Consider the following 26,197-nt stretch of genomic DNA (forward strand, 5'->3'; position numbering starts at 1 on the left):
AACTCCGACGGCACCATCACCGCCGTCGGCGCGAACAAGTGCCTGGACGTGCCCAGCAACGCCACCGCCAACGGCACCAAACTCGCCATCTGGTCGTGCAACGGCGGCAGCAACCAGCGCTGGACCCGCGGCTGACGCACGAAGAGATCCCTACGCCACCTTCACATCTCGGCTCGACCGTCTTGAGCCGTCACCCGGTGTGCGGACGCCGCGTCGGCTGAGACCGGGCGTACCGCGGCGCCCAGTCGAGCTGCCCCAGCTCCACCACCGCGATCAACTCCGGCAAGGTGCTGTGGGCAAGTGAGAACGGCTCCGACGACTACAACGACGGCGCCAAGGCGCTGGCGCGGGGCATCAACCGGGACTACATCGACGGGAAGATGACCGCCTACATCAACTGGCCGGTCATCGCCGCGATCACGCCGAACCTGCCCTTCGCCACCATGGGCGTGGCGGTGGCGCCCCAGCCGTGGTCCGGCTACTACGCCATCGGCAAGAACGCCTGGGTGATGGCGCAGACCACGCAGTTCACCGCGCCGGGATGGAAGTACCTGGACTCCTCCACCGGCTACATCGGCGGCAACCGCAACAACGGCAGTTACGTCTCGCTGAAGTCGACCAACAACTCCGACTACAGCACGATCGTCGAGACCATGGACGCCACCGCCGCCCAGACGCTGAACTTCAACGTCACCGGAGGCCTGTCCACCGGCCAAGTGCACGTGTGGGCGACCAACCTCAACTCCGGCAACGCCGCCGACCACTTCGTCCACACCACCGACATCACGCCCTCCGGCGGAGCGTTCTCGCTGACCGTCCAGCCGGGCTACGTGTACTCGATCACCACCACGACCGGCCAGGGCAAGGGCACCGCCACCAGCCCCGCGCGCGGCTCGCTCGCCCTGCCCTACTCCGACACCTTCGACTCCTACGCCACCGGCCGCGAGGCCAAGTACCTGGCGGACATGCAGGGCTCCTTCGAGGTCGTCGGCTGCGGCGGCGGGCGCACCGGGCAGTGCGTGCGTCAGATGGCCCCCCGCCAGCCGATCCTGTGGACCGGCGGTTCGCACCCCTACGCCCTGCTGGGCGACCTCAACTGGTCCAACTACACCGTCTCCACCGACGTGCTGCTGGAGCAGAGCGGTTACGCCGAGGTGATCGGCCGGGCCGGCTCCCAGCATGCCTTCGGTCCCGAGGGGTTGAACGCGTACTACCTGCGCGTCAGCGACAACGGCGCCTGGCAGATCCTGCGCAACAACGTCGACAACGCGCTGACCACGCTACGCAGCGGGACCGTCGCCTCCTTCGGTACCGGCCGCTGGCACACCCTGGCGCTGGGCTTCTCCGGCAGCACCATCACCGCCACCATCGACGGCGCCCAGGTCGGCTCGGCCACCGACAACTCCTACGGCGCCGGGCAGATCGGCATCGGCACCGCGACCACCGAGACCGCCCAGTTCGACAACCTGACCATCACCCCCGGCCAGGGCGGCGGCAACGGCGGCACCAGTGGCGTGCTGCGCGGGCAGGGCTCCGGCCGCTGCGTCGACGTGCCCAGCCAGTCCCAGACCAACGGCACCCAGGTGGCGCTGTGGGACTGCAACAGCGGCGTCAACCAGCAGTTCACGCTCACCAGCGGCAAGCAGCTCCAGGTGTACGGCAGCAAGTGCCTGGACGCCGAGACCGCCGGCACCACCCCGGGCACCCGGATCATCATCTGGGACTGCAACGGGCAGCCCAACCAGCAGTGGAACCTCAACACCGACGGCACCGTCACCGGCGTCCAGTCCGGTCTGTGCCTGACAGCCGCCAACGGCGGCACCGCCAACGGGACCCTTATCGTCCTTGGCACCTGCAACGGCGGAACCAACCAGAAGTGGTCCCGTAGCTGACAGAGAGAACCGGTCACCGGCCTCGCGGTCCGCACCGCGAGGCCGGTGTTCGTACGTCCGGGCCGGTCCCGCTCGTACGTCCGGGTCGGTACCGCTCGTACGTCCGGGTCGGTACCGCGAGGACGGTGCCCGCTGGGGCCGGCGGCTCAGGCGCGCCGGGTCCACTTCTGGTTGGCGCCGTTGTTGCAGGTCCAGAGCTGCACCTTGACACCGTTGGCCGTCTGGTTGCCGGACGCGTCCAGGCACAGGCGGGACTGGACGCCGACGACCGTGCCGTCGGAGCCGACGGTCCACTTCTGGTTGGCGCCGCCGTTGCAGTCCCAGATACCCACCGGGGAGCCGGCCGTGGTCCTGCCATCGAGTGCGTCCAGGCACTTGGCGCGGCCGAACGCCCGCAGTTCCCCGGCGGAGGTGAGGTACCACTGCTGGTTCTCGCCGCCGTTGCAGTCGTAGATCTGGACGTTCGTGCCGTTGGCCGAGGAGTTGCCGGCGGCCTCCAGGCAGCGCCCCGACTGCGTGCCCACCATCGTGAAGCTCAGCGGAGCCCAGGAGCCGGTGGCCGTGTCGATGCTCCACGACTCGTAGAACCGGTTCATCGACGCGGTACCGCCGTTGATCGTGAGCGGCAGCCAGACGGGCTGGGAGCTGTTGAGGTCGTTGGGGTTCCACCGGTCGCCGATGTAGACATAGGTGGTGCCCGACGACCCCGAGACCGGCAGGACGAAGGAGGTCTGCGAGTTGAACGTGCGACTGCCCGACGGCGCGAACGTGGTGAAGCCGCTCCACGGGCCCGACGGCGAGGCGGCCGTGGCGTAGGCGTTGTCATTTGTCGACCAGCCCGTCAGGTGCGAGGCGAACAGGAAGTAGCGGCCGTTCACCTTCACCATCGCCGGAGACTCCAGGTCGGCGAGCACGGCGGTCGCGCTGACGACGCTGGTGTAGTCGGCGGAGAGCCGGTCGACGCGCAGACCGTTGCGCCGGTCCTCGGTGAGGAGGTAGGCGGTGCCGTCGTCGTCCTTGAACAGGCCGATGTCGCGGCTCTCGTACCCCAGTGGCCGGGAGGATCCCCGATAGGTGTACGGGCCGCAGGGCGTCGGGCTGGTGGCCACCCCCGCGCGCGCGTCGCTGTAGGAGCCGTTGTCAATGTGCATCCACATCACGTACTGGCCGGTCAGGGAGTTGTACACGACCTTCGGCCGCTCCACGACGCGCCCGGCCGCGAGGTCTCCGCTGCCCTGCCGGCTCAGGGCGTCGCCCATCCGGGTCCAGGTGGCCAGGTCCGTCGAGGAGTAGCAGGCGACCGCGGTGAACGTCGCACCGGCGCTCTTGTCCTCGCCGACCATGTAGTAGGTCGAGCCGACCTTGAACACGCCGGCGCCGTGCGCCTGCAACCGGTTGCCGGCCGTGTCGTACCAGAGGGTGCCGGGCGTCACCGTCGCGGCGGCGGCGGTGGCCGGGCCGGCGGGGAGGAGGGCGGCGAGCGCGAAGACGGTGCCGCAGAGCGCCAGAAATCGGGTGAAGCTACGTTTCAACGTGGTCTCCTCGCAGGCGGGTGTGGCCGACTCGTCTCCACGACAGGGGCGTGCGGCACGGCACTGCCGCACGCCGCTCTTGCTCCGCCGGATCGCAGATTGTTAGCGTTAACAATCCGCGGTCGAGATGAGCGCTCCTCTCCGTCGGCTGCGTGGAGGTGGTGGTGCAGCGGAGCAAACACGAGGCGGCGCGCTCCCGTCAACAGGCGGCCCGTTCCGCCTGGCGGCGCGGCCACCGGCCATGGCGGTCTCACAGGGCCTCATCAGGAGGTCCGCGCATCGCGTGGTCCCAGCGCCGGGCTGCAACTTTCATCGGCCGGTGTGCCCCGGCCGGGCGGATGGCGTACTCGACCGCTTCCATCAGCCGAGACGGGGCGGCCCGCCTACCGCGCACGGGGGCGACACGGCAGGCGGGAGTCTGTCAGGCGACGACGGCGCTCCACCGGCCGCGCTGCAGGTGGATGAGCGCCTGTGGAGATCGCATTCGAACCTGTGTACGAGTCTGTGGAAACTGTGGATAACTCCGCTGCCCCCGGACAACCTGTCACCCCCGACAAGTTGTCCGGGGTGACACCGGTGGCCGCGAGGGGTGACACGGGTGACAGGGGAGGGGTGACACGCCTGTCACCCAATCCACCAAAGAACCACCAGAACCACCACCGCCCCCGCGTGAGCGACGGACGGCCAAGCGAGGTCCAAGCGCTCCCGGTCGGATGCCTGCCCGGTCCGATGGATCCAGCACCCGGCTGCTGAGTTGGCCCGAAGGCGGCGGCGGTGGCGAGGCTGACACGGGAGATCCAGCGCTGGGCAGCCCGCAGGAGACCTGCGCCAACCTGATCGAGGTCTTCATCGCCGAACTCGGCCCCGACTGGCCGCTGTCGGCTCGGCAGGTCGACCGGCTCGCTCGTGCCCACACCACCAAGCTCCGTTGGAACTCGGAAGAGCAGTGGGTGTGGTCCGACGAGATCGCCTACCCGCCGATCGTGAGCCGGGAGGACTTCACCGCGGCGCAGGAGACGCTCCACAGACGCGGCGGCCGGCAGACGGACAAGACGGTCCGGCGGGCTCGTAACCCGTGTCAACTTGCGGGATCTGCGATCGGCGGATGCAGGGGCACTGGTCGAATGAGGCGGCTTACTACCGGTGTCGCTATCCGGAGGAGTACGCCCGGGCGAACCGCGTGACCCACCCGCGCAACGTCTACCTCCGCGAAGTCGACATCGTCCCCAAGCTCGACCCGGTGGCTCGGCTGGCTGTTCGCGCCGCACAACATCGACCAGACCCTCGGTGTCCTGATCGAGGCGCAGGGCAGCGTGCCGGCTGAGCAGCACGAGACGACGATGCTGCGCCGCCAGCTGGCCGAGTGCACCGGAAGCTATCCCGGCACCGGGCTGCCTTGGAGGCCAGCGCCGACCCGGCCGTGGTCGCCGGATGGATCCAGGAGGAGCAGGCCCGCAAGACGGCGATCGAGCACCGGCTGCGTCGTGTGCCCGCCGGCGGCTGGGGCCGGTGGCTCGATCGCGACCAGCTTGCCGCGGCGCTTCACCAACTGGGGGATATGGTCGCCGTCCTGGGCCGGGCGGACCCGGTCCGGAAGGCGAAGGTCTACGCCGGGCTGGGCCTGCGGCTGATCTATAAGCCCGCACTACGAAAAGTCCTGGTCACCGCTTCCAGTGACCAGGGAACTCTGCCGATGTGACGCGGTGGCAGGCCAGGGCCTGGCCGGTACGGAGACCGCGCTCGGTGGAACCGGCCGTGGCCGGGGAAGGCTCTGGGTATGAGTTCCGAAACGGACCTGCTGAAAGATCTCGTCCCGTTCGACATATTCGACACCGAGGCGGAGCGGCTCGATCGCTTCTTCTCGTCCCTCGACGATGAAGGCTGGAATCGCCCGTCCCGGTGCGCGGGGTGGTCGGTCCGCGACGTCCTCGCTCACCTCGCAGGGGAGGAGCTCTACAACCACGCGTGTCTCGCCGGGGACATCGAGGGGTTCTTCAGGATGCTCGAGCGCGAGGGCATCAGCGTCGACGACTCGATCGGGTGGGTCGACCAGTTCAACGACTGGTGCGTAAGGCAGCGCCGGGGCCTGCCGGTCGAACAGGTGCTTCAGGAGTGGCGGGAGAAGAACGGGGAGACGCGCAGGCGAATGCGGGAACTCGGCCGCGACACGCTGATCCAGACCGCCGCCGGGCCCTATCCGGCGGGACTGCAGACCTTCCACTACGACTCGGAGTACGCCACGCACGCCGATGACGTGGGGGCACCGGTCTCGGCTGAGGAGGCGGGCTTTCGCCTGGAGTGGCGGGTTCGATTCGGCCTTTTCGCTCTCGCTGAACAGGGGTCGAACGCCCAGGTCGAGCGCGACGGTGACCGGATCCGGGTGCGCGTGAACGGCCTGACGGCGGAGCTGTCCGCGGCGGAGTTCGTCGAGGCGACGGTCGGGCGGCTACCCGAGAGCCACCCGCTCGACCCGCGCATCCGTAGCGCTCTGCGCTGCCTCGCCTGAGCCGCGCGTGGCGACGGCGTGGCCAAAGGCGGTGAGTGCTGTCAGCGGTGCGGGTAGCGCATGAGGAGGCTGGCGTGGACGTGCTGGCCGCCGATCGCGGCGTAGCTGTGCGGGACGTCCGACGACCAGGTGATGTGCTCGCCGGGTCCGGCGAGCAAGGGTGAGTCCACGGGCCCCGCCTGAAGTGTTCCGGAGAAGACGGTGATGTGCTCGGTGACGCCCTGGTGGTGGGCGGGGGAGATCTGCGTGACCCCCGTCTGGATCACCAGCCGGTAGAGCTCGTAGGTCACGGCCTCGTCCTGGAAGACCTGGAGCAGCACGCCATCGACGGCGGCGCCGTGAACGAGGGGATTCGGGCCGAGTGCGACCGCCAGCGGGACGCCGAGCTGGGCCGTGACCGCCCAGAGGGTCTCCAGCGTCGGGTTCCGGGTGCCGTTCTCCAGCCCGGACAGCGTGGCCTTGCCGACCCCGGCACGCCGGGCCAGTTCAGATAGCGATATGCCGCGTTCCTGGCGCAACGTGCGGATTCGCCGCCCAACGTCGGACGCGTCAGCGTTCACGATGAAAAGGGCTTTCGGGGGCGCATTCCATGAGGCTATGGTGCCAGCATGACGGCGTTCCGTATACGGAACACTCTGAGGGGATCATGGCATGACGCGCCTGTTGCAACCTGTGCTGGCGGGTGTGGTGACCGCCCTCGTCGGCTTCGCCAGTTCCTTCGCCGTGGTCCTGGCCGGGCTGCGGGCCGTGGGAGCCGACCAGGCGCAGGCGGCATCAGGGCTGCTCGCGCTCTGCTTGGCCAACGGCGTGGTCGCCATCCTGCTCAGCGTGCGGCAGCGCCTGCCGATCACCATCGCCTGGTCCACCCCGGGCGCGGCACTCCTGGTGTCCACCGGTGCCGTGGAGGGCGGGTTCCCCGTCGCGGTGGGCGCGTTCGTGGTGTCCGGGCTGCTCATCACCGCCGCGGGCCTGTTCCCCGCGCTGGGCCGTTGTATCGCGGCCATCCCCGCCCCGATCGCCAGCGCGATGCTCGCCGGAGTCCTCCTCGACCTGTGCGTGGCTCCGGCGCGGGCGCTCGGCGAGATCCCCTGGATGGCCGGTCCCGTCGTGCTCACCTGGGCGCTGCTCAGCCGCTTCGCTCGCAAGTGGGCGATCCCCGGGGCCCTGCTCGTCGCGATCGCGGCGATCACGCTGGCGAGGCCGGGGCTGGGCACGGTGGACGTACGGCCGGTCGTCGAGCTGACCGTCCCGGCGTGGAGCGCCTCGGCGATGGTCAGCATCGCGCTTCCTCTGTTCCTGGTCACCGTGGCCTCGCAGAACGTCCCGGGCATGGCGGTCCTGGCCGGTTACGGTTACCGTCCACCGCTGCGCGGGATCCTCGCCGGCACCGGCCTGGCCAGTGTCCTCGGCGCGCCCTTCGGCGGGCACGCGGTGAACCTGGCGGCCATCACCGCCGCGCTGGCCGCCGGACCGGACGCCGAGCCCGACCCGAGCCGCCGGTGGATCGCGTCGGTCGCGGCCGGCGGCTCGATGATCGTCCTGGGCGTCGGCGCGGGCCTGGCCACCGCGCTCGTCGTCCTTTCCCCGCCGGTGCTCATCGAAGCCGTCGCCGGCCTTGCACTGATCGGCGCGCTCGCCTCGGCGGTCACCACGGCCGTGGCCGAGCCCGAGGGCCGGGAGGCGGCGGTGGTGACCTTCGTGGTCACCGCGTCGGGGTTGACGCTCCTCGGGGTGGGCGCCGCGTTCTGGGGACTCGCCGCAGGAGGCCTCATGATGCTCCTGCACCGGAGGAAGAATCCCGTACAGACCGCACCGGTTCAGGAGAAGGAAGCTCAGACGGCCCAGGGATGAGCCGGGAGACCTATGCCCCGGCGAGCACTCGGGTGATCGCCCGCCCGAGGTCGTCGGCCGGGTGGTCGGACATGGTTTCCCGGCGCCTACCCGCAGTTCGCCCGCCCGGTCGTCGACGCAGACGCCGACCCAGACGAGCGCTTCGACTTCGGCCTCGCGTGCGTGCTCGACGGAGTCGCGGCCAGGGTGCGCGGCACCGGATCCGCCGACGAGGGACGCCGCTAGCGACCCACTCGCCCCTCCCGCGTCAGGCGAGCGGGACCCGCCACTCCAGGCGGGTGCCTCCGGATGCGGGCGAGGTGACGTCGAACGACCCTCCGAGCCGGTCCGCGCGTTCTTCGAGGTTGCGCAGGCCGCTACGTCTCCCCTCCGCCGGCCCGCGCGTTCTTCGAGGTTGCGCAGGCCGCTACGTCTCCCCTCCGCCGGAACTCCGACCCCGTTGTCCTCCACGATCACAGTGAGCCGTCCCTGGTGGGTACGGGTCGTCACATCGGCTCGGGAGGCCTTGGCGTGGCGGACCACGTTGGACAACGCCTCGCGCAGCACGGCCGGCACCTGTTCGGCGATCTCCGGCGGCACGCCGTTGTCCAGCTGGCCTTCCATGCTGAGCCCCGGCATGAACCCCAGGTGGCCACGCGCGGCCTCCACCACGTCCACGATCTGGGCGCGCAGGCTCGGCGCGCCCGGCTGGCTGGGGGGCTGGAGGGCGAAGATGGTGGAGCGGATCTGCCGGATGGTGCCGTCGGGCTCGTCGATCGCACTCTGCAGCCTGGCGGAGGCCTCCGGTCGTTCCACCAGACGGACCGCGCTCATGAGCGTCATGGCCACCGCGAAGAGCCTGTCGGTAGACGGCATGATCGTCGCAGCGTCCATGTCGCTCTTGTTGTTCAGCCACCGAGGCTCACGGGGCGGTGTGCTGCCGTGGATCCTATTGGTGATCTCCAGCCTGGCGAGCCTGGGCGCCAACGTCGCGGTTGCCGAACCGACGCTGATCGGTCGCATCATCGCTGCCTGGCCCAGCTTTGCCCTGATCGGCGCATACGAACTGTTTATGGCACAAATCAGGCAATGCTGCCGCAGACCTGTTCCATTGGATGATGAGATACCCGTGAACGAAGAAGCCGGCGACCACGCTACCTCGCAGGACGACGACTTCCCCACAGAGCGGCTGAATCACCGGCACTCCAAGCGCGGAAATGAGGCTGGTCGGCTCCAGCAGCTCGCCTGGCGATGGGCTCAGGCCAATAGGTCCCCCGACGGTGTGCTGCCATCCGGCATCCCTCACCCTCGGCGTATGACCGCGCCAGGAACCGTCACCGGGAAGGCATCGCCTGGTCCAAGAGCGCTGTCAAGGTCATCGTCACCAACCCCCGGTACACCGGCCACCAGGTATGGAACAAGCAGCGTAAGGACGAGGTCCTCATCGACGTGCACGACGTCGCTCTGGGCCACATGACCAAGCAGCGCTGGAACGGCGCCGACGCATGGGTCTGGTCCGACCGCGTAACCCATGAGCCCCTGGCGTCCACAGAAGACTTCCAGCGGGCTCAGGACATTCTCGCGGGCCGCGGGCGAGGGCCGGCTGTGCACAAGCCACATCCCACCCGCAGGCCCTACGCCTTTCGCGGTGTGCTCTTCTGTGGATACTGCCACCGCCGCATGCAGGGCAACTGGAACAACGACCAGGCCTACTACCGCTGCCGGTACCCGGCGGAGTACGCCCTGGCGAACAAGGTCGACCATCCCAAAACCGTTCACCTGCGGGAGGCGGAGATCCTCCCCGACTTGGACAGGTGGCTGGCCAGAGAGTTCACCGGATCCCGGCGCCGCGAGACCGTGCGGTTGCTGACCGAGTACGGCCAGCCAGATGTAGACCCCGCCGCCGAGTCGGCTCGGCGACGCATAGCCGAGTGCGATCACAAGCTCACCCAGCACCGGGCAGCTCTGGAGGCAGGTGCGGACCCGGCGCTGATCGCTCAGTGGTGGCTGAGACGCAAGCTCAGCAAGTGGCCGCTCAGGCGCAACTCCGCCAGGCGAGTGGCGGGCGTCGTATGACACGAGAGGAGATCGATGCCATGGTGACCGCGATCGAAGACCATGTTCAGGTTCTGGCGCAGGCGGACCCGAACGACAAGGCCCAGGTCTACGCGGAGATCGTCTGCGGCTGACTTAACCCTGAGAGACAGCTAGTGGAGGCCCAGTTGCAACCGGACCTCCACATGTGCGAAAGGTACGTGTCCGAGGGGGGAGCCGCACCAATTGCACATCCCTTCGTTCTCACTGCCAAGTTCCTGCTGGGACAAGGGTGAGCGCAGATGGGAATCTCGATGGTCGATCGATGGATTCGGCACACCACGACCGCCAGCGTCGTCCTGCTGGCCGCGATCGCAGCCGTGGTGTCGTACAAGCACATGTACCAGCTGGTACTCCGTCACGGCGAGAGCGCCTGGAGTGCGGCGCTGATTCCCTTGTCAGTGGACGGCATGATCATTGCCGCTTCCATGTCGCTGCTGCTTGCCAGCAGACGCGGCTCAAGCGGCGGCTTGCTGCCATGGACGCTGCTCGTGATCGCTAGCCTTGCCAGCCTCGGCGCCAACGTTGCAGTCGCCGAGCCGACCGTCATCGGCCGGATCGTAGCCGCCTGGCCGAGTTTCGCCCTTATCGGTGCCTACGAGCTCTTCATGTCGCAGATCAGGCAGGGTTGCAGCAGTTCGATTGCGACTGAGGATGAGTCGACGACGAGGGAGCAATCCGACCGCTCAGAGCCTCCGCAGGAAGTGGACTCAGCCACGGAGCAGGCGGGTGATCGACACTCGAAGTCCAGGGAGGGAGCAAGCCAGCTCCAGCGAATCGCTTGGCAATGGGCTCAGGCCAACCGGTCCCCCGATGGAGCCCTTCCCTCGGGCAAGGTGATCGCCGTCCAGTTCTCCCGATCACCTCGTTGGGGCCGTCTCGTCAAACGTGAAGGTGTGGCAGGCGAATACGGGTAAAACCACCGCCGAGCAATTGGGCCGTAGTGCTCGGTAAGCCACTCTGCGCCCTGGCGGACTGAGACGGTGGTACGCTCCTGCGCCGTCTGCCGCACCCCAGCAGGACGTCGACCATAGCGACGAGGAGCTCCTGCTCGTCTGACTCCAGGAACCGTAGATCGCTCACGTTCTGCGGTGTAACACGCGAACATAGTAACCAACCGACACCGATGCGGATGGCGCTCCAGGCGCGGTACTAAGGCGCATCTCCAGGCGTTCCGGAAGCGGGGAGCATCCCCGCGTGCGCGGGGGCGAGACCACTGCGTCTACGAGGATCGCGACGAAACCAGGAGCATACCCGCGAGAGGGGGCGAGGTGACACACATCGACAAACGGGGCGGCTACACCGGGGCATCCCCACGTGCGCGGGGGGGCGAGGTCGAACGCAGGCCGTGAGGACGCCCGAGAGGAGGAGCACCCCCGCGTGAGCGGGGAGCGAGGTGCAGGGGGTCAGCGATGGGCCTGGCCTGCTCGGAGCATCCTCGCGTGCCGGGGGCGAGCCGGGTTGATCCCGGTCAGTGAGTCACGCAGCTGGAGCATCCCCGCGTGCGCGGGGGCGAGGACATCAACACCAAGCTGTACGAGCTGAAGGGCGGAGCATCCCCGCGTGCGCGGGGGCGAGGACGGCGGCGGCCACAGGCAGTCCGCCGGCGAAGGAGCATCCCCGCGTGCGCGGGGGCGAGATCGGAGCTTGACATGGGGAGCTCCCCGCGTGCGCGGGGGCGAGACCACGATGAGACAGAGTGACATGTTTACCTGCGGAGCATCCCCGCATGCGCGGGGGCGAGCCGAGCTGCGGGCCGATGACGAACTACTCCGGGGGAGCATTTCCGCGTGCGCGGGGGCGAGGAGCGCTACCTGGTCGGTGGCGGGTCGCACGGCGGAGCGTACCCGCGTGCGCGGGGGCGAGGGTGAAGAGGAGATGACCGTCCGCGCCGACATGGGAGCATCCCCGCGTGCGCGGGGGCGAGGTAGGAGAGGTGAACGTCCGGGCCATCCAGGAGGGAGCATCCCCGCGTGCGCACGCGGGGATGCTCCTCGTCCGCGTCCGGCCTTTCGTGCATGCGCGTTACTCGCCCCCGCGCCTGCGGGGATGATCCGCATGGCAAGCTCACCACGATGCAGCAGCGGTTCAAGGTCTGGTCCGACCGAGTAACCCAGGACCGACCTGGTGTCCACAGAGGATTTCCAGCGGGCTCAGGACATCCTCGCGGGCCGCGGGCGAGGGCCGGCTGTGCACAAGCCACATCCCACCCGCAGGCCCTACGCCTTTCGCGGTGTGCTCTTCTGCGGATACTGCCACCGCCGCATGCAGGGCAACTGGAACAACGACCAGGCCTACTACCGCTGCCGGTACCCGGCGGAGTACGCCTTGGCCAACAAGGTCGACCATCCCAAAACCGTCTACCTACGGGAGGCGGAGATCCTCCCCGACTTGGACAGGTGGCTGGCCAGAGAGTTCACCGGATCCCGGCGCCGCGAGACCGTGCGGTTGCTCACCGAGTACGGCCAGCCAGATGTAGACCCCGCGGCCGAGTCGGCTCGGCGACGCATAGCCGAGTGTGATCACAAGCTCACCCAGCACCGGGCAGCTCTGGAGGCAGGTGCGGACCCGGCGCTGATCGCTCAGTGGTGGCTGAGACGCAAGCTCAGCAAGTGGCCGCTCAGGCGCAACTCCGCCAGGCGAGTGGCGGGCGTCGTATGACACGAGAGGAGATCGATGCCATGGTGACCGCGATCGAAGACCACGTTCAGGTTCTGGCGCAGGCGGATCCGAACGACAAGGCCCAGGTCTACGCGGAGATCGTCTGCGGCTGACTTAACCCTGAGAGACAGCTAGTGGAGGCCCAGTTGCAACCGGACCTCCACATGTGCGAAAGGTACGTGTCCGAGGGGGGACTTGAACCCCCATGCCCCGTAAAGGGCACTAGCACCTCAAGCTAGCGCGTCTGCCTATTCCGCCACCCGGACAGTGGTGCCTGCACGTGAGAACGTCTCCCCGCGTCGGCTGCACCAGGTTAGCAAACTCCGGGCACTGCTTCATACCGGGATTCGGAGGCGGGTACGGAGGGCCGTGCCGGGACGCCGGGAAGGGCCCTGCCGGGACGCCGGTAGGTCTGCCTGGACGGGCAGGATGGTGGGCGTTAGCGCGTACCGAGCAGAAGGAGCACATATGACCGCGTTCAACGCCGAGGACGAGGTCGTCGAGCTGTGCCGCGACCTGATCCGCATAGATACGACGAACGCCGGGGACAACGCGGGGCCGGGGGAACGGGTCGCCGCCGAGTACGTCGCGGGCAAGCTGGCCGAGGTCGGTCTGGAGCCGCGGGTCCTGGAGAGCGACAGCAAGCGGGCCAACGTGATCGCCCGCATCGAGGGGGCGGACTCGAGCCGTGAGGCTTTGCTGCTCCATGGGCACCTTGATGTCGTTCCCTTCAACGCCGGCGACTGGACCCATCACCCGCTGAGCGGGGAGATCGCCGACGGCTGCGTCTGGGGTCGCGGCGCGGTGGACATGAAGAACATGGACGCCATGATCCTCGCGGTCGTCCGGCAGCGCCTGAGCGAGGGGCGCAGGCCGCCGCGCGACATCGTGCTCGCGTTCACGGCGGACGAGGAGGCCGGCGGCCACTACGGGGCGCAGTGGCTGTCCACCGACCACAAAGACCTGTTCGAGGGGTGCACCGAGGCGATCGGCGAGGTGGGCGGGTTCAGCGTCTCCGTCGACGAGGCCAGGCGGCTCTACCTCATCGAGGCCGCCGAGAAGGGCATCGCCTGGATGAGGCTCACCGCCGCAGGGCGCGCGGGGCACGGGTCGATGCTGAACAGCGAGAACGCCGTCACCGAGCTGGCCGAGGCCGTCGCCCGCATCGGGCGCTACGAGTGGCCGGTACGGCTGACGCCGACGGTGCAGGCCTTCTTCCGCGAGGCCTTCGACATCGAGCTGGAGGCAGGCGACGCCGAAGCCACGGTCGCGAAGCTGGGCCCGCTGGCCCGCATGATCGGCGCGACGCTGCGGAACACGGCGAACCCGACCATGCTCGCCGCCGGGTACAAGGCGAACGTGATCCCGCAGACGGCGACCGCGCATGTGGACGGCCGATTCCTGCCGGGGTACGAGGAGGAGTTCTTCACAACCCTGGACGAGCTGCTGGGGCCCAACGTGACCAGGGAGTTCGTCTACCACGATGTCGCGGTCGAGACGGCCTTCGAAGGCCCCCTCGTGCGTGCGATGGCCGACGCGCTGCACGCGGAGGACCCGGGCGCGCGGGCGGTGCCGTACACGCTGTCGGGGGGCACGGACCTCAAGGCCTTCAGCCGCCTGGGCATCCGGGGGTTCGGGTTCGCCCCGCTGAAGCTTCCCGCCGACCTGGACTTCTCGGGGATGTTCCACGGCATCGATGAGCGGGTTCCGGTGGATTCACTCCAGTTCGGGGTGCGGGTTCTTGACCGTTTCATCGACGGCTGCTGACGTGTTCCTCGAAAAACCGTTGCCATTACTCGTGGTGCTGCTACGGTAACTTTCCGTTGAGGGGTTGGTCCGATGATCTGCCCTGCGAATGGGTTGGTCGAGGAGTTCGGGGAGGTCACGTGGCACGCATGCCGAAAGGGCGGCGGAGGGCTGAGTCGCCCGCCGTCACTCTGTGCGTGCCCGTGACCGCTTCAGACGGTCAGGCTCAGGCGATCGTGACGCGGGCAAGCCGGATGGCACGGTTCGTGGCCGGCCCCCGGTTCGGTCGTCTGCTGGCCGTTGGCGGCCTCATCGCCGCCGGTTGGTTTCTGAGCGTTCTCTTCGCCTGTCTAGGCGCCGCTCCTGCGGCTGCGGATGCCCACATCCCCGCAGGTCGCGCGCCGGCCGGCGAAGCCTCTAAAACGATCAGGGCCGGCCAGGCCGACGCCGCGAAGGTCTCCGAGGCCCGAGCGGCGGGTCAGTCCGTCTCCACACCTCTACATGTCGCTGCCGGGTCGGCTTTGGCCGACGGTTTCCCCACGGCCAGCGACAGCGCCCTGGCAGATGCCGGGGCGATGGCCGGGCGGACCGTCGACGGGCTCACAAGTCAGTCGAAGCCCGCTCTTCCCGCACCATCCACCGCCGACCACTCGGCCGGGGACAATGGTTTCGTGCCCCGTAGTGGTGGCTCCGGCTCGTACGGGCCGGGTCTCGGCGATGTCGCGAGGTCCGTTTTCGACCCGCGGCTCATGGTCGCTCCCGCCCTTGTGGCGAGTGCGCCCGCCCCTGTCGTCCGCACTGCAGCGGATGACCCTTCTTTCTCTCCCGACTGATCCCGCCTCTGTACCGGCCCTGACCTGAGCTGTCCGGCCGGTAGCGGAGCGCGCCGCTGATCTCTTCCCCCCCGGGAGTGACCTGTGCCGTCTCCGCGCGGGTGACGCGTCATTTCCAGTCTCGCGACGACCTCGGGCTCCACCGTGCGGCTGTGCGGCCTCTCACGTGGCATCCCTGTGTGCTCTTCGCGGTCTGTCAGGAACTCCCCCCAAGAAATCACCAAGGAGCGATCTGTTATGCGAACGTGGGCGAAGGGCTCCGCTCCCGCAGCTCTTCTTGCGGTAGGCGTCATGGCTCTCAGCAGTGGTACGGCTCTGGCCGACACCTCCGGCAGCGGCTCGGTGGGCGGCGGCAACCAGCTCAACCTGCCGATCAACATCCCCATCGACATCAGCGGCAACGCCGTCGCCGTGGCGGGTGAGTCGTCGGCCTCCTCCCGCGGCGGCTCGTCCGTCCAGGGCGGCGGAGGCGCGGGCGGCATCCAGGGCAGCACCTCCGGGCACGGCAGCGTGCTGGGCGGCAACCAGGTGAACGCGCCGATCAACGCGCCGATCAACGCCTGCGGCAACGCGGTCGCGGTCTTCGGCGAGGCGACGGCGGGATGCCGGGGCGGCTCGTCGGTCAGGAACGGCGGCGGCGGGCGTGGCGCGGGCGGCAACCGCACGTCCGGGCACTCCTCCGTCCTCGGCGGTAACCAGATCGTCGCGCCCATCACCGCTCCGATCAACATCTGTGGCAACTCCGTGGCCGTCATCGGCGAGGCCTTCTCCGGCTGCCAGGGTGGCGCGCACGTCAAGGGCGGCGGCGGCAACGGCTACAACGGGAACGGGCCGGGACGCGGCCCAGGCGCCGGGGGCAACCTCACCGACGGGCGGCACAGCATCCTCGGCGGCAACCAGATCGTCGCGCCGATCACCGCTCCCATCAACGTCTGCGGCAACGCAGTCGGCAACGGCAGCGCGGGCTGCGAGGGCGGCGTCAGCGTCCCGCCCGCCGGTCGTGGCGGCGGCGCGGGCGGCAACCGTACGTCCGGGCACTCCTCCGTGCTGGGCGGCAACCAGATCGTCGCCCCGATCACCGCTCCGATCAACGTCTGCGGCAACTCCGTGGCTGTGCTCGGCCAGGCCTTCGCGGGCTGCCGCGGCGGTGCTTCGGTGAAGGGCGGCGGGGGTCGTGGCGCGGGCGGCAACCTCACCGACGGGCGGCACAGCATCCTCGGCGGCAACCAGATCGTCGCGCCGATCACCGCCCCGATCAACGTCTGCGGCAACGCGGTGGCCGTCCTCGGCGACGCCGCGGCGGGCTGCCTGGGCGGCGCGCACGTGGGCGGACCCGGCAACCCCGGCGGTCCAGGCGGGTACGGCCACTGGGCGCGCAGCTCGGGCCGGGTCTCCGGCACCAGGCCGGCGGGCTACGGCCTGCTCTCCGAGATGCCCCTCGTCTCGGCCCTCCACGGCGAGAAGGGGGCGGGCGAGCTGACCCGCCAGTCCAGCGAGGCGGCCCCGGCCGGCGGGCTGGCGAAGTCGCTCGGCCTCCCCGAGCTCCCCGAGACGCCCGGCCGCGCCGATGGCGTCCAGAAGCCGCCGGTGCCCACGGCCGACAGCCCGCTCGGGCCGGTCGGGAAGGTCCTGTCCGGCACCCCGGCCACGGGCATCGTCAACAGCACGCCGGCTCGCGACCTGCCGGTCACCACGGGCCTGATGAGCGCCGAGCAGCCACTGGGCGTCACGGGCATGAACGCCGGCTCGCTGGTGGCCCTTCTCGTGGGGGGTCTGCTCACCGCCTCGGCCACCCTGTTCGCAGGCACCCGTCGCCTCCGCCTCCGCCGGAGGTGACCAGGCTGTGGCTCCAGATCATTTCGCCGTGATCCGGCGGCCGATCGCAGAGCTTCCACCGTGAGATCGGTGGAGCCATGAACCCTTCGCCGTGATGGTGCGGTGGAGCCATGAACCCTTCGCCGTGATGGTGCGGTGGAGCCGCAGGCCCTTCGCCGCCAGAGTCCGGTGAGGGAGTAAGTCCTTCGCCGTTCAGTGCGGTGAGGTAGTGAGCCCTTCGCCGTGAGAGCGGCGGAGTCATAGACGCTTCGCCGTTGCGAGGACGGCCGCAGTACTGGGCCGCTGAGCTGGACTCGCGCGGCGGAGCACAGATGCTTTGCCCGTTCCGGGGGCGCGGCCCGGAGCGGGCAAAGCCATGTCCGGGGGGTTACAGTGGGGCCGACGGGGATTACAGTGTGCTGGCCACTCGTAGGATCTTGCGGCGCAGCCGTACGTACCGACGGCCATCGGGATACAGCCGCTGGAGGTCCAGCTCCCAATGTCCGTATTCGGCATGTTCAGTAAGAACTCTGCGGGCGGTTTCCCGCGAGGTCCCGCGCGGGAGATACAGGTCCAAATAGGAGTACTCGAGCACAGCAGTTAGTCTCCGAAGGGTGTGCAAGGGGACGCTGGCACTCTCTGGGCTCTATTCTGCGTCCTCGTGGGTATCGGGTCCAGGTAGGTGGAACACCGGCAAGCGACCGGGTAGTCCGACGGGTTACCTTCATGCCTGTGACGGATCAATCGGAGCGTCGCCCTAGGCGCTCCGTGAATGATCGGCAGGAGAACGACAGCGAACAGCGAGGTAGGAAGCAGCGTGCCAGCCAACAACGGCAACGCCGGCGGAACCCGCCTGGTGATCGTCGAGTCGCCCGCGAAGGCGAAGACGATCGCTGGGTACCTCGGGCGCGGCTACATCGTGGAGTCCAGCATCGGTCATATTCGGGATTTGCCCGAAAAGGCCGACGACATCCCCGAGAAGTACAAGGGCGAGGCATGGGCCCGCCTCGGGGTCAACGTGGACCACGAGTTCGAGCCTCTCTACGTTGTCAACCCGGACAAAAAGTCGCAGGTGTCCAAGCTCAAGCAGCTGCTCAAGGACGCCGACGAGCTCTACCTCGCCACTGACGAGGACCGCGAGGGCGAGGCGATCGCCTGGCACCTCCAGGAGGTGCTGAAGCCCAAGGTTCCCGTGCACCGCATGGTGTTCCACGAGATCACGCCCCAGGCGATCCGCGACGCGGTGTCCAACCCGCGCGCCCTGAACCTCCGCCTGGTCGACGCGCAGGAGACGCGCCGCATCCTCGACCGGCTCTACGGCTACGAGGTCAGCCCGGTCCTGTGGAAGAAGGTCAAGCCCCGCCTGTCGGCCGGCCGCGTGCAGTCGGTCGCCACGAGGCTGGTCGTGGAGCGCGAGCGCGAGCGCATCGCGTTCACCTCGGCCGACTACTGGGACCTGCAGGCGCTCTTCGACACCGGCCGCGACGAGGACCCGAGGACCTTCAACGCCACGCTGACCGGCGTGGACGGCCGCAGGGTCGCCCAGGGCCGCGATTTCGCCAGCACCGGCACGATCAAGAGCCCGGACACCCTCCACCTGGACGAGCAGGCCGCACGCGCCCTGGCGCAGCGCCTGGAGAGCTCGCCCTATTCGGTCACGTCGGTCGAGAGCAAGCCGTACACCCGGAAGCCGTACGCGCCCTTTCGTACCACCACGCTGCAGCAGGAGGCGAGCCGGAAGCTCGGCTTCTCCGCCAAGTACACGATGCAGGTCGCGCAGAAGCTGTACGAGAACGGCTTCATCACCTACATGCGTACCGACAGCACGACGCTGTCCGAGACCGCTCTGACCGCCGCCAGGAACCAGGCCGTGAGGCTGTACGGCCCCGAGTACGTCCCGGACAAGCCTAGGGTGTACGCGAGCAAGGTCAAGAACGCCCAGGAGGCTCACGAGGCCATCAGGCCCTCTGGGGACGAGTTCCGCACGCCCGGGGAGACCGGGCTCACCCAGGACCTGTTCCGGCTGTACGAGCTGATCTGGCAGCGCACAGTCGCCTCCCAGATGAAGGACGCCGTCGGCGAGTCGGTCAGCGTGCGCATCGCGGGCACCTCCAGCACCGGTGAGAACGTCGAGTTCAGCGCCTCCGGCCGCACGATCACGTTCTACGGCTTCCTGAAGGCGTACGTGGAGGGCGCGGACGACCCCTCGTCCGCGCGTGACGACTCGGTCAGCAGGCTCCCGAACCTCAGCCAGGGCGAGGCGCTGACGGCCCTGGAGCTGGCGGCAGAGGGTCACTCGACCAGGCCGCCCTCCCGCTTCACCGAGGCGTCGCTGGTCAAGGAGATGGAGGACCGCGAGATCGGCCGCCCGTCGACGTACGCGTCGATCATTGGCACGATCCTCGACCGGGGTTACGTCTTCAAGAAGGGCACGGCGCTGGTGCCGTCCTTCCTGGCGTTCGCCGTGGTCAACCTGCTCGAACAGCACTTCGGCAACCTCGTCGACTACGACTTCACCGCCGAGATGGAGAAGGTCCTCGACGACATCGCCAACGCCAGGGCCGAGCGGGTGCCCGAGCTGCGCAGGTTCTACTACGGCGAGCAGGGCGATGACGGGTTGAAGGAGCTGGTCAGCGACCTCGGCGACATCGACGCCCGGGAGATCAGCTCGTTCCCGATCAAGGGCACCGACATCGTCATCCGCGTCGGGCGGTACGGCCCGTACCTCGACCGCGACGGGGCCCGGGTCAACGTTCCCGAGGATCTCGCGCCCGACGAGCTCACGGCCGAGAAGGCCGAGGAGCTGTTCAGCCAGCCGAGCGGCGAGCGCGAGCTGGGGGTCGATCCGGCCTCCGGGCACATGATCGTGGCCAAGACTGGGCGTTTCGGGCCATACGTCACCGAGCTGCTGCCCGAGGAGGAGCCGCCCGCCGACGGCAAGAAGAAGACCAAGAAGGTCGCCGCCAAGCCGCGTACGAGCTCCCTGCTCAAGTCGATGTCGCTGGACACCGTGACGCTGGAGGACGCGCTCAAGCTGCTGTCCCTGCCCCGCGTGCTCGGTGAGATCGACGGCGAGGAGGTCACGGCGCAGAACGGCAAGTTCGGGCCCTACATCAAGAAGGGCACCGACTCGCGCTCGCTGGGCTCGGAAGAGGAGCTCTTCACGGTCACGATCGAGCAGGCCAAGGAGCTGTTCGCCCAGCCCAAGCAGCGGGGACGCGGCCGTGCGGCCGCCGCTCCGCCGCTGCGGGAGCTCGGCGTGGACCCGGTCTCCAAGAAGCCGGTCGTAGTCAAGGAGGGCCGTTTCGGGCCGTACGCGACCGACGGCGAGACCAACGCGTCGCTGCGCAAGGAAGACTCCGTGGAGGAGATCACCATCGAGCGTGCCGCCGAGCTTCTTGCGGAGCGTCGCGCCCGTGGCCCGGCTCCCAAGCGCCCGCGCGCGAAGGCCGGCGCCAAGTCCTGACGCCCCTCTGAGGACGCCTCACGCTCGCCGTGAGGCGTCCTTACGCGTTCAGTCCGAGCAGTCCCTGGCAGAGCGTCAGGCGAACAGGGTTCGGCCCCAGTAGTCGCCGGCGTCGCGGAGCCCGGGCGGGCAGGCGAACAGGCCGCTGGAGATGTGTTTGATGTACTCGTTCAGCGAGTCCTTGCGGGCCAGCTCCATCTGGATGGGGACGAACTGCTTGTGCGGGTCCCGCTGGTAGGCGATGAAGAACAGCCCGGCGTCGAGCCGTCCCAGCCCGTCGGAGCCGTCCACGTAGTTGTAGCCCCGCCGGAGCAGGTGGGCGTTCCCGTGCGTCGAGGGGTGCGCGAGCCGTACGTGGGAGTCCATCGCGATGACCGGGGTGCCGTCGGTGTTCTTGGCGGCGAAGTCGAGCTGGTCGAACTCCTGTTTCTTGCCGAGCGGCGCGCCCTCGCCCTTGTCGCGGCCGAAGATCTGCTGCTGCTCGGACAGGGAGGTCCTGTCCCAGGTCTCGATGTTCATGCGGATCTTGCGCGTGACCATGTAGCTGCCGCCGGTCATCCACGCGGCCCCGTCCCCGGGTGCGACCCACAGCTGCTGCCTGAGCAGGGTGGCGTCTTCGAGCTTGAGGTTGTTGGTGCCGTCCTTGAAGCCCAGCAGGTTGCGCGGGGTGGCCTGGGAGCGCGAGGTCGAGGACGTGCGGCCGAAGCCGAGCTGGGACCAGCGGACCGACACCTTGCCGAACCCGATCCTCGCGAGGTTGCGTACAGCGTGCACCGCGACCTGCGGGTCGTGGGCGCAGGCCTGGATGCAGATGTCGCCGCCGGAGATCTCCGCGAGGATGTCCTCGCCTGGGAATTTCGGCAGGTCGGCCAGGGCGGCGGGCTTCTTGCCCGCGAGCCCGAAACGGTCGTCGAACAGCGACGCCCCGAAGCCGATGGTGATGGTCAGCCCCGACGCGGGCAGGCCCAGCGCCTCGCCGGTGTCGTCCGGCGGGGCCTCGACCGCGCCGCCGACGGCTCCGAACGTCCCGGCGTCCTTGCCCTGGGTCATCCGTGCGGCCGCCGCGGTCCACTCCTGGAGCATGTCGACCAGTTCGGCGCGCTTCTTGGTGATGACGTCGAAGCTGACGAAGTGCAGGCGGTCCTGGGCGGGGGTGACGATGCCGGCCTGGTGCTCGCCGTAGAACGGCACCGGGTCGGAGGCCGAGGCCGCGGCGGCGGGCGCGGGGCCCTCCAGGACGGCGTGGGTCGCGAAGGCCCCGGCCCCGACGGCGGCCACGCCCGCCGCCCCGATGCCGAACAGCCTGCGGCGGTTGATCTGCGTCACTTCGCCTCCTCGCCTGCCGGCCTGCCCGTCAGCGGTCGCGCCGCGGGGCCTGGCCGGCTCACTGGGCCACCACCGCGGCGACCTTGCTGATGGGCTCCGCGAGAGCGTTGATGGCGTCGGACAGTTCCTTCAGGTCGGCCTTGGACAGCTCGGTGTGGAGCTTCCAGCCGTCGCCTGACCGGTGCTTGCCCAGGGCGTCCTCGGCGGCCGGGAACTTCTCGTCGAGCGTCTTGATCAGGTCGGGGGCGCGCTCGGTGAGGACCGGGCGCAGGGCGGCGATCGCGCCCTTGGACCCCTCGAGGTTGGCGGCGAAGTCCCACAGGTCGGTGTGCGAGTAGCGGTCCTCCTCGCCGGTGATCTTCTTGGTGGCGACCTCGTCCAGGAGCGCCTTGGCGCCGGTGGCGAGCTTGAGAGGCTGGATCTTCTCGGTCGTGGCCTTCTCGACGATCTTCTTGATGTCCGTCATCAGCTTGTCGGCGAGCGGGCCGTCCTTGCTGATGTCCTTGGCGACCCACAGATCCTTCTCGATCTTGTGGAAGCCCGTCCACTCGGCGCCGGGCTCCACCGCGTCCTCGCGGGCGTCGATCGCCGGGTCAAGGTCGCCGAAGCTCTCCGCGACCGGCTCGATGCGCTCCCAGTACGTCCGGGAGACCGGGTACAGGGCCTTGGCCTTGTCGATGTCGCCCGCCTTGACGGCGTCCACGAACTCCTGGGCCTTGACGAGCAGCGTGTCGGTCTGGCTCTTGACGTACCGCTCGTAGTCCGTGGCCGCCTGGGCGAGCTTGGCGTCGTCGGAGAGCGGTACGGCCGCGCCGCTCACCTTCAGCGGGTTGCGGATGCCCTTGCCGATCATGCCCGGCTTACAGGTCGCCTCGTACGTCCCCGCGGGCAGCTCGACGATGACCTCACGGGTGAGCCCGGGGACGATGTTCTCCACCTCGCCCATCACGCGGTCGCCGGCGGCGTACACGTAGAACTCGGTGACCTTGCTGCCCCCGTTGGTGATCGAGAACGTCGAGGTCCCGGCGGGCAGGGCGGCCGTGGAGACCTTGCAGTCGGTGTCCGAGGCCGCGACGGTGATCTTGCCGGGCTTGCCGGAGGACTGAGCGGACGTGTCGCCCCCGCCGCTCGTCGACGAGCAGGCGGTGAGCCCTGCCAGGGCCAGCGCGCCGGCGGTGAGGGCAAGGGGGGTACGCATGGTTCTCCAGTTCGGGTGGACCGAGGTCATGAGGAAGGAAGGGATCAGGAGGAGGTGGACGCGGCGGTCGCGGACGGCGCGGGGGAGGCGCCCGGCCCCTTGCGAGGCGGCACGATGAACAGCACCAGCACCGGCACGAGGTAGGCCAGCCAGGCGATGGTCTCGAGGATGCTGGGCTGCGGGGTGAAGTTGAAGATCCCGCTGAGCAGGGTCGTGTACCAGGCGTCGGGGGGCAGGGCGCCCGTCAGGTCGAAGGCGGGAGCGTCCAGCACGTGGACCACGCCGGCCTCGATGAGGTCGTGCACGCCGTACTTGAAGATGCCCGCGGCGACCACGATCAGCAGCAGGCCGGTCCAGGTGAAGAACTTGCCGAGGTTGATGCGCAGCGCGCTCTTGTACAGGGCCCAGCCGAGCGCGACCGAGGTGGCGAGGCCGAGGCTGATGCCGATGAGCGGGGTGGCGCTGGTGGTCGAGCCCTGTGCGGCGGCGAAGAAGAGCAGCGCGGTCTCCAGGCCCTCGCGCGCCACCGCGAGGAAGGCCATGACCACGACGGCCCCGGCGCCGAGGTTGAGCGCGTCGCTGAGCTTGGCCCGCAGGTCGCCGGACAGGCGCCGGGCGGCCGTGCGCATCCAGAAGATCATGAAGGTGACGAACACGGTGGCGGCGAGCGACGCGATCGCGTCGAAGAGCTCGTGCTGGCGCGAGTCGAGCTGGGCGGCGGTGAAGGTGAGCAGCGCGCCGAACGCGACCGACAGGGCCACGGCCGCGGCGACCCCGCCCCAGACGAGCGGCAGCCTGTCGCGGCGGTCGCTCTTGACCAGGAAGGCGACAAGGATGGACACCACAAGGGTTGCCTCGAGACCCTCTCTCAGACCGATGAGGTAGCTCGCGAACACTGTGGTCTCCTTGGCGCTTGCCTTAGCCTTGCCTAAATTAGGACAGCATTACCTTATCCTTGGCAAGAGGGTGACCTGTAGGGGACTCCACCTTTCTCGGACGCGGGCCGCGTCCCGGTGACTCTTTCGCTGTCGCCGGTGAAGGGGCTGTTGCCTTCCGGTGAGGGCTGGACGCTTCGGGTACCCGTTCAATGCGGGATCATTCCGACCTTTCCTGCATGTCGCCTGCGAGGGACGCCGGGTAGGTAATACGCTCGGTAGAGGAGCAGGCGGGCGATTCAGTCCTGCCTCCGATCCGCCCCAGCCCAGCGAGCACCTGGATACGCTGACATCATGACCACCTCCGGCCGGTCCGCTACGCGTCGTAAACCCCCGCACGTGCTGGCGAACGCACCATTTCGCCGGCTCTGGACGGCCATGGCGGTCTGCAGCCTGGGCGACTGGCTGAACATCATCGCGATCACGGCCTTCGCGGCGTACCTCACCCGCGACTCCGGCTACCAGGCGCAGAGCCTCGCCATCGGCGGCGTCTTCGTCGTCAAGATGCTGCCCGCCGTCCTGCTCGGACCGCTCGCGGGCGCGTTCGCCGACCGGTTCGACCGGCGGCTCACGATGTTCTTCAGCGACCTGCTGCGGTTCGCGCTCGTGCTGTCGATCCCGCTGGTCAACAGCTACCAGTGGATCATCGTCGCCACGTTCCTCGTGGAGTGCGTGAACCTCTTCTGGGTGCCCGCCAAGGACGCGACCGTGCCCAACCTCGTCCCCAAGGAGCGGCTGGAAGAGGCCAACCAGCTCAACCTTCTGGTGACGTACGGCACGGCGCCGGTCGCCGCGGCGCTGTTCGCGGTGATCTCCGTGGTCGTCGAGGTGCTCGGCAAGGCCGTCCCAAGCCTGGCGTGGGAGCCCGCGCATCCGGCGCTGGTCATCAACGCCCTCGCCTACCTGGTCTCCGCGTTCCTGATCTTCACACTCAAGAGCATCCCCAAGGGGCACGTCACCCGGGTCTCCACGCCGTCGATGCTCAAGCAGATCGTCGAGGGCTGGCGGTTCGTCGGAGCCAACCGCATGGTGCGCGGCCTGGTCATCGGCATGCTCGGCGCGTTCGCGGCGGGCGGCGCGGTCATCGGCATCGCCAAGGTGTACGTCGTCACGCTCGGCGGCGGGGACGCCGCGTACGGCATGGTCTTCGCCGCGGTCTTCATCGGCATGGCCCTCGGCATCTTCTTCGGCCCGCGACTGCTGAGCGAGCTGTCGCGGCGGCGCCTGTTCGGGCTGGCGATCGTCACGGCCGGCATCGTGCTCGCCGCGACCGCGCTGATCCACAACCTGGTGATCGTGGTCATGCTGGTCGTCGTGCTCGGCGCGTGCGCCGGCATCGCGTGGATCATCGGGTACACGCTGATCGGCCTGGAAGTCGAAGACAGCATGCGCGGCCGCACGTTCTCCTTCCTGCAGTCCCTCGCCCGGGTCACCCTCCTCCTCGTGGTCGCCGTCGCCCCCGCCCTCGCCGGACTTTTCGGCAAGCACAGGTTCTCGATCGGCGCCGGGGTGGTCTACAACTTCGACGGCCCCAACCTCGTCATGCTGATCGGGGCCATCGTGGCGGTCGTCGTCGGCGCGCTCGCCCTGCGGCAGATGGACGACCGGCGCGAGGTGCCCATCGGGGCCGACCTGATGGCCGCCCTGCGAGGCGAGCGGTTCGTCCCCGAGACCGCCGACCAGTCGCGCGGCCTGTTCATCGCCTTCGAGGGCGGCGAGGGGTCGGGCAAGACGACCCAGTCGCGGCTCGTCGCCATCTGGCTGCGTGACCAGGGCTTCGACGTCGTCCAGACCCGGGAGCCCGGTTCCACCAAGGTCGGCATGCGACTCAGGGCGATCCTGCTGGACGCCGCCCATCAGGGGCTCTCCGCCCGCGCCGAGACGCTGCTGTACGCCGCCGACCGCGCCGAGCACGTCGAGAAGGTCATCCGGCCCGCGCTGTACCGGGGGGCGATGGTCACCTGCGATCGCTACGTCGACTCGTCGCTGGCCTACCAGGGAGCCGGGCGCGAGCTGGAGCCGCAGGACGTCGCCAAGGTCAACTCCTGGGCCACGGGCGGGCTGGTGCCCGATCTCACCGTGCTGATCGACGTGCCGCCGTCGGTCGGGCTCTCCAGGCTCGGGTCGCCCGCCGACCGCATCGAGTCCGAGCCCCTGCAGTTCCACGAGCGGGTCCGCCGCGAGTTCCGGGCGCTGGCCGCCGCCGACCCCGACCGCTACCTCGTCGTGGACGGCCTCCAGACGCAGGAGGAGATCTCCCGGCTGATTCAGGACCGTGTCCGCGAGATCCTTCCCGATCCCGTCCCGCAGGAGACCGAGGCCATCACCGGCACGATGCCCGCCATCCGCGACTAACCTGGCCT

The 26,197-nt window shown here is 69.0% G+C and carries 19 protein-coding genes, 1 tRNA gene and 2 pseudogenes; 14 read left to right on the forward strand and 8 right to left on the reverse strand.

All coding sequences use genetic code 11. The features are described from left to right. Nucleotides 1–15: 15 nt before the first annotated feature. From AB0O34_RS19175 to AB0O34_RS19185, 3 genes and pseudogenes are all read left to right on the forward strand, one after another. Nucleotides 16–135 carry an RICIN domain-containing protein gene (locus AB0O34_RS19175; RefSeq protein ID WP_363917048.1) on the forward strand — a complete coding sequence of 40 codons (120 nt, stop codon included), beginning with the start codon at nucleotides 16–18 and terminating at the stop codon, nucleotides 133–135. A gap of 134 nt (nucleotides 136–269) precedes the next feature. Continuing rightward, a pseudogene (locus AB0O34_RS19180) lies at nucleotides 270–515 on the forward strand (hypothetical protein); the annotation flags it as partial. Between the two features lie 138 nt (nucleotides 516–653). Continuing rightward, the gene (locus AB0O34_RS19185) at nucleotides 654–1,892 is read left to right on the forward strand and encodes a ricin-type beta-trefoil lectin domain protein (protein WP_363917050.1); all 1,239 of its coding nucleotides are present in this window, start codon (nucleotides 654–656) and stop codon (nucleotides 1,890–1,892) included. Between the two features lie 146 nt (nucleotides 1,893–2,038). Here AB0O34_RS19185 and AB0O34_RS19190 read toward each other — a convergent pair whose 3' ends face one another. Beyond that, entirely contained in the window at nucleotides 2,039–3,424 is a 1,386-nt protein-coding gene (locus AB0O34_RS19190) for a ricin-type beta-trefoil lectin domain protein (RefSeq protein WP_363916979.1), read from the reverse strand. 1,075 nt (nucleotides 3,425–4,499) lie between these two features. Between AB0O34_RS19190 and AB0O34_RS19195 the strand changes: the two genes are divergently transcribed. From AB0O34_RS19195 to AB0O34_RS19205, 3 genes are all read left to right on the forward strand, one after another. Continuing rightward, on the forward strand, nucleotides 4,500–4,748 hold the full coding sequence (locus tag AB0O34_RS19195; RefSeq protein ID WP_363916981.1) for a recombinase zinc beta ribbon domain-containing protein: 249 nt from the start codon (nucleotides 4,500–4,502) through the stop codon (nucleotides 4,746–4,748). Nucleotides 4,749–4,820: 72 nt separating this feature from the next. Continuing rightward, nucleotides 4,821–5,123 carry a hypothetical protein gene (locus tag AB0O34_RS19200; protein WP_363916983.1) on the forward strand — a complete coding sequence of 101 codons (303 nt, stop codon included), beginning with the start codon at nucleotides 4,821–4,823 and terminating at the stop codon, nucleotides 5,121–5,123. Between the two features lie 78 nt (nucleotides 5,124–5,201). Further along, nucleotides 5,202–5,930, forward strand: a complete 729-nt coding sequence (locus tag AB0O34_RS19205) for a maleylpyruvate isomerase family mycothiol-dependent enzyme (RefSeq protein WP_363916985.1) — start codon at nucleotides 5,202–5,204, stop codon at nucleotides 5,928–5,930. 41 nt (nucleotides 5,931–5,971) lie between these two features. Here the strand turns inward: AB0O34_RS19205 and AB0O34_RS19210 are convergent, their stop codons facing one another. Next, a complete protein-coding gene (locus AB0O34_RS19210) occupies nucleotides 5,972–6,490 on the reverse strand; it encodes an XRE family transcriptional regulator (RefSeq protein ID WP_363916987.1) in 519 nt (172 codons plus the stop codon). A gap of 91 nt (nucleotides 6,491–6,581) precedes the next feature. Here AB0O34_RS19210 and AB0O34_RS19215 point away from each other — a divergent pair, with 91 nt between their 5' ends. Continuing rightward, the gene (locus AB0O34_RS19215) at nucleotides 6,582–7,781 is read left to right on the forward strand and encodes a benzoate/H(+) symporter BenE family transporter (protein WP_363916989.1); all 1,200 of its coding nucleotides are present in this window, start codon (nucleotides 6,582–6,584) and stop codon (nucleotides 7,779–7,781) included. A 468-nt stretch (nucleotides 7,782–8,249) separates the two neighbouring features. Here the strand turns inward: AB0O34_RS19215 and AB0O34_RS19220 are convergent. Then, nucleotides 8,250–8,786, reverse strand: a pseudogene (locus AB0O34_RS19220) (hypothetical protein); the annotation flags it as partial. 321 nt (nucleotides 8,787–9,107) lie between these two features. Here AB0O34_RS19220 and AB0O34_RS19225 point away from each other — a divergent pair. The 3 genes from AB0O34_RS19225 to AB0O34_RS19235 all read left to right on the forward strand — a co-directional run bounded on the left by AB0O34_RS19225 (nucleotide 9,108) and on the right by AB0O34_RS19235 (nucleotide 12,515). Then, on the forward strand, nucleotides 9,108–9,836 hold the full coding sequence (locus tag AB0O34_RS19225) for a recombinase family protein (protein ID WP_363917052.1): 729 nt from the start codon (nucleotides 9,108–9,110) through the stop codon (nucleotides 9,834–9,836). Between the two features lie 260 nt (nucleotides 9,837–10,096). Continuing rightward, entirely contained in the window at nucleotides 10,097–10,771 is a 675-nt protein-coding gene (locus AB0O34_RS19230; protein WP_363916991.1) for a DUF2637 domain-containing protein, read from the forward strand. Nucleotides 10,772–11,981: 1,210 nt separating this feature from the next. Next, nucleotides 11,982–12,515 carry a zinc ribbon domain-containing protein gene (locus AB0O34_RS19235; RefSeq protein ID WP_363916993.1) on the forward strand — a complete coding sequence of 178 codons (534 nt, stop codon included), beginning with the start codon at nucleotides 11,982–11,984 and terminating at the stop codon, nucleotides 12,513–12,515. A 180-nt stretch (nucleotides 12,516–12,695) separates the two neighbouring features. Here AB0O34_RS19235 and AB0O34_RS19240 read toward each other — a convergent pair. Then, nucleotides 12,696–12,781: transfer RNA gene (locus AB0O34_RS19240), tRNA-Leu, on the reverse strand. 202 nt (nucleotides 12,782–12,983) lie between these two features. Here AB0O34_RS19240 and AB0O34_RS19245 point away from each other — a divergent pair. Next, on the forward strand, nucleotides 12,984–14,282 hold the full coding sequence (locus AB0O34_RS19245) for a M20/M25/M40 family metallo-hydrolase (protein ID WP_363916995.1): 1,299 nt from the start codon (nucleotides 12,984–12,986) through the stop codon (nucleotides 14,280–14,282). A 1,103-nt stretch (nucleotides 14,283–15,385) separates the two neighbouring features. Continuing rightward, nucleotides 15,386–16,930 carry a chaplin family protein gene (locus tag AB0O34_RS19250; RefSeq protein WP_363916997.1) on the forward strand — a complete coding sequence of 515 codons (1,545 nt, stop codon included), beginning with the start codon at nucleotides 15,386–15,388 and terminating at the stop codon, nucleotides 16,928–16,930. A 388-nt stretch (nucleotides 16,931–17,318) separates the two neighbouring features. On the opposite strand, the gene AB0O34_RS19255 is transcribed toward AB0O34_RS19250, so the two are convergent. Further along, nucleotides 17,319–17,504 (reverse strand): DUF5703 family protein, encoded by a 186-nt coding sequence (locus AB0O34_RS19255; protein WP_363916999.1) that lies wholly within the window; start codon nucleotides 17,502–17,504, stop codon nucleotides 17,319–17,321. A gap of 222 nt (nucleotides 17,505–17,726) precedes the next feature. Here AB0O34_RS19255 and topA point away from each other — a divergent pair, with 222 nt between their 5' ends. Beyond that, nucleotides 17,727–20,375: a type I DNA topoisomerase gene (topA, locus tag AB0O34_RS19260; RefSeq protein WP_363917001.1), complete on the forward strand. Its 2,649-nt coding sequence runs from the start codon at nucleotides 17,727–17,729 to the stop codon at nucleotides 20,373–20,375. Nucleotides 20,376–20,450: 75 nt separating this feature from the next. Here the strand turns inward: topA and efeB are convergent, their stop codons facing one another. From efeB to efeU, 3 genes are read right to left on the reverse strand one after another with little or no spacing between them, the layout of a single operon-like run. Beyond that, nucleotides 20,451–21,701 (reverse strand): iron uptake transporter deferrochelatase/peroxidase subunit, encoded by a 1,251-nt coding sequence (efeB, locus tag AB0O34_RS19265; RefSeq protein WP_363917003.1) that lies wholly within the window; start codon nucleotides 21,699–21,701, stop codon nucleotides 20,451–20,453. A 58-nt stretch (nucleotides 21,702–21,759) separates the two neighbouring features. After that, nucleotides 21,760–22,899: an iron uptake system protein EfeO gene (efeO, locus tag AB0O34_RS19270; protein ID WP_363917005.1), complete on the reverse strand. Its 1,140-nt coding sequence runs from the start codon at nucleotides 22,897–22,899 to the stop codon at nucleotides 21,760–21,762. Nucleotides 22,900–22,943: 44 nt separating this feature from the next. Further along, complete coding sequence (efeU, locus tag AB0O34_RS19275) at nucleotides 22,944–23,795, reverse strand: iron uptake transporter permease EfeU (protein ID WP_363917007.1); 852 nt, start codon at nucleotides 23,793–23,795, stop codon at nucleotides 22,944–22,946. 333 nt (nucleotides 23,796–24,128) lie between these two features. Here efeU and tmk point away from each other — a divergent pair, with 333 nt between their 5' ends. After that, the gene (gene tmk / locus AB0O34_RS19280) at nucleotides 24,129–26,189 is read left to right on the forward strand and encodes a dTMP kinase (protein WP_363917009.1); all 2,061 of its coding nucleotides are present in this window, start codon (nucleotides 24,129–24,131) and stop codon (nucleotides 26,187–26,189) included. The last annotated feature ends 8 nt before the right edge of the window (nucleotides 26,190–26,197 follow it).

Origin of the sequence: Sphaerisporangium sp. NPDC088356 (assembly GCF_040685555.1) — a bacterium.
In the GTDB taxonomy this organism is placed as follows: Bacteria; Actinomycetota; Actinomycetes; order Streptosporangiales; family Streptosporangiaceae; genus Sphaerisporangium.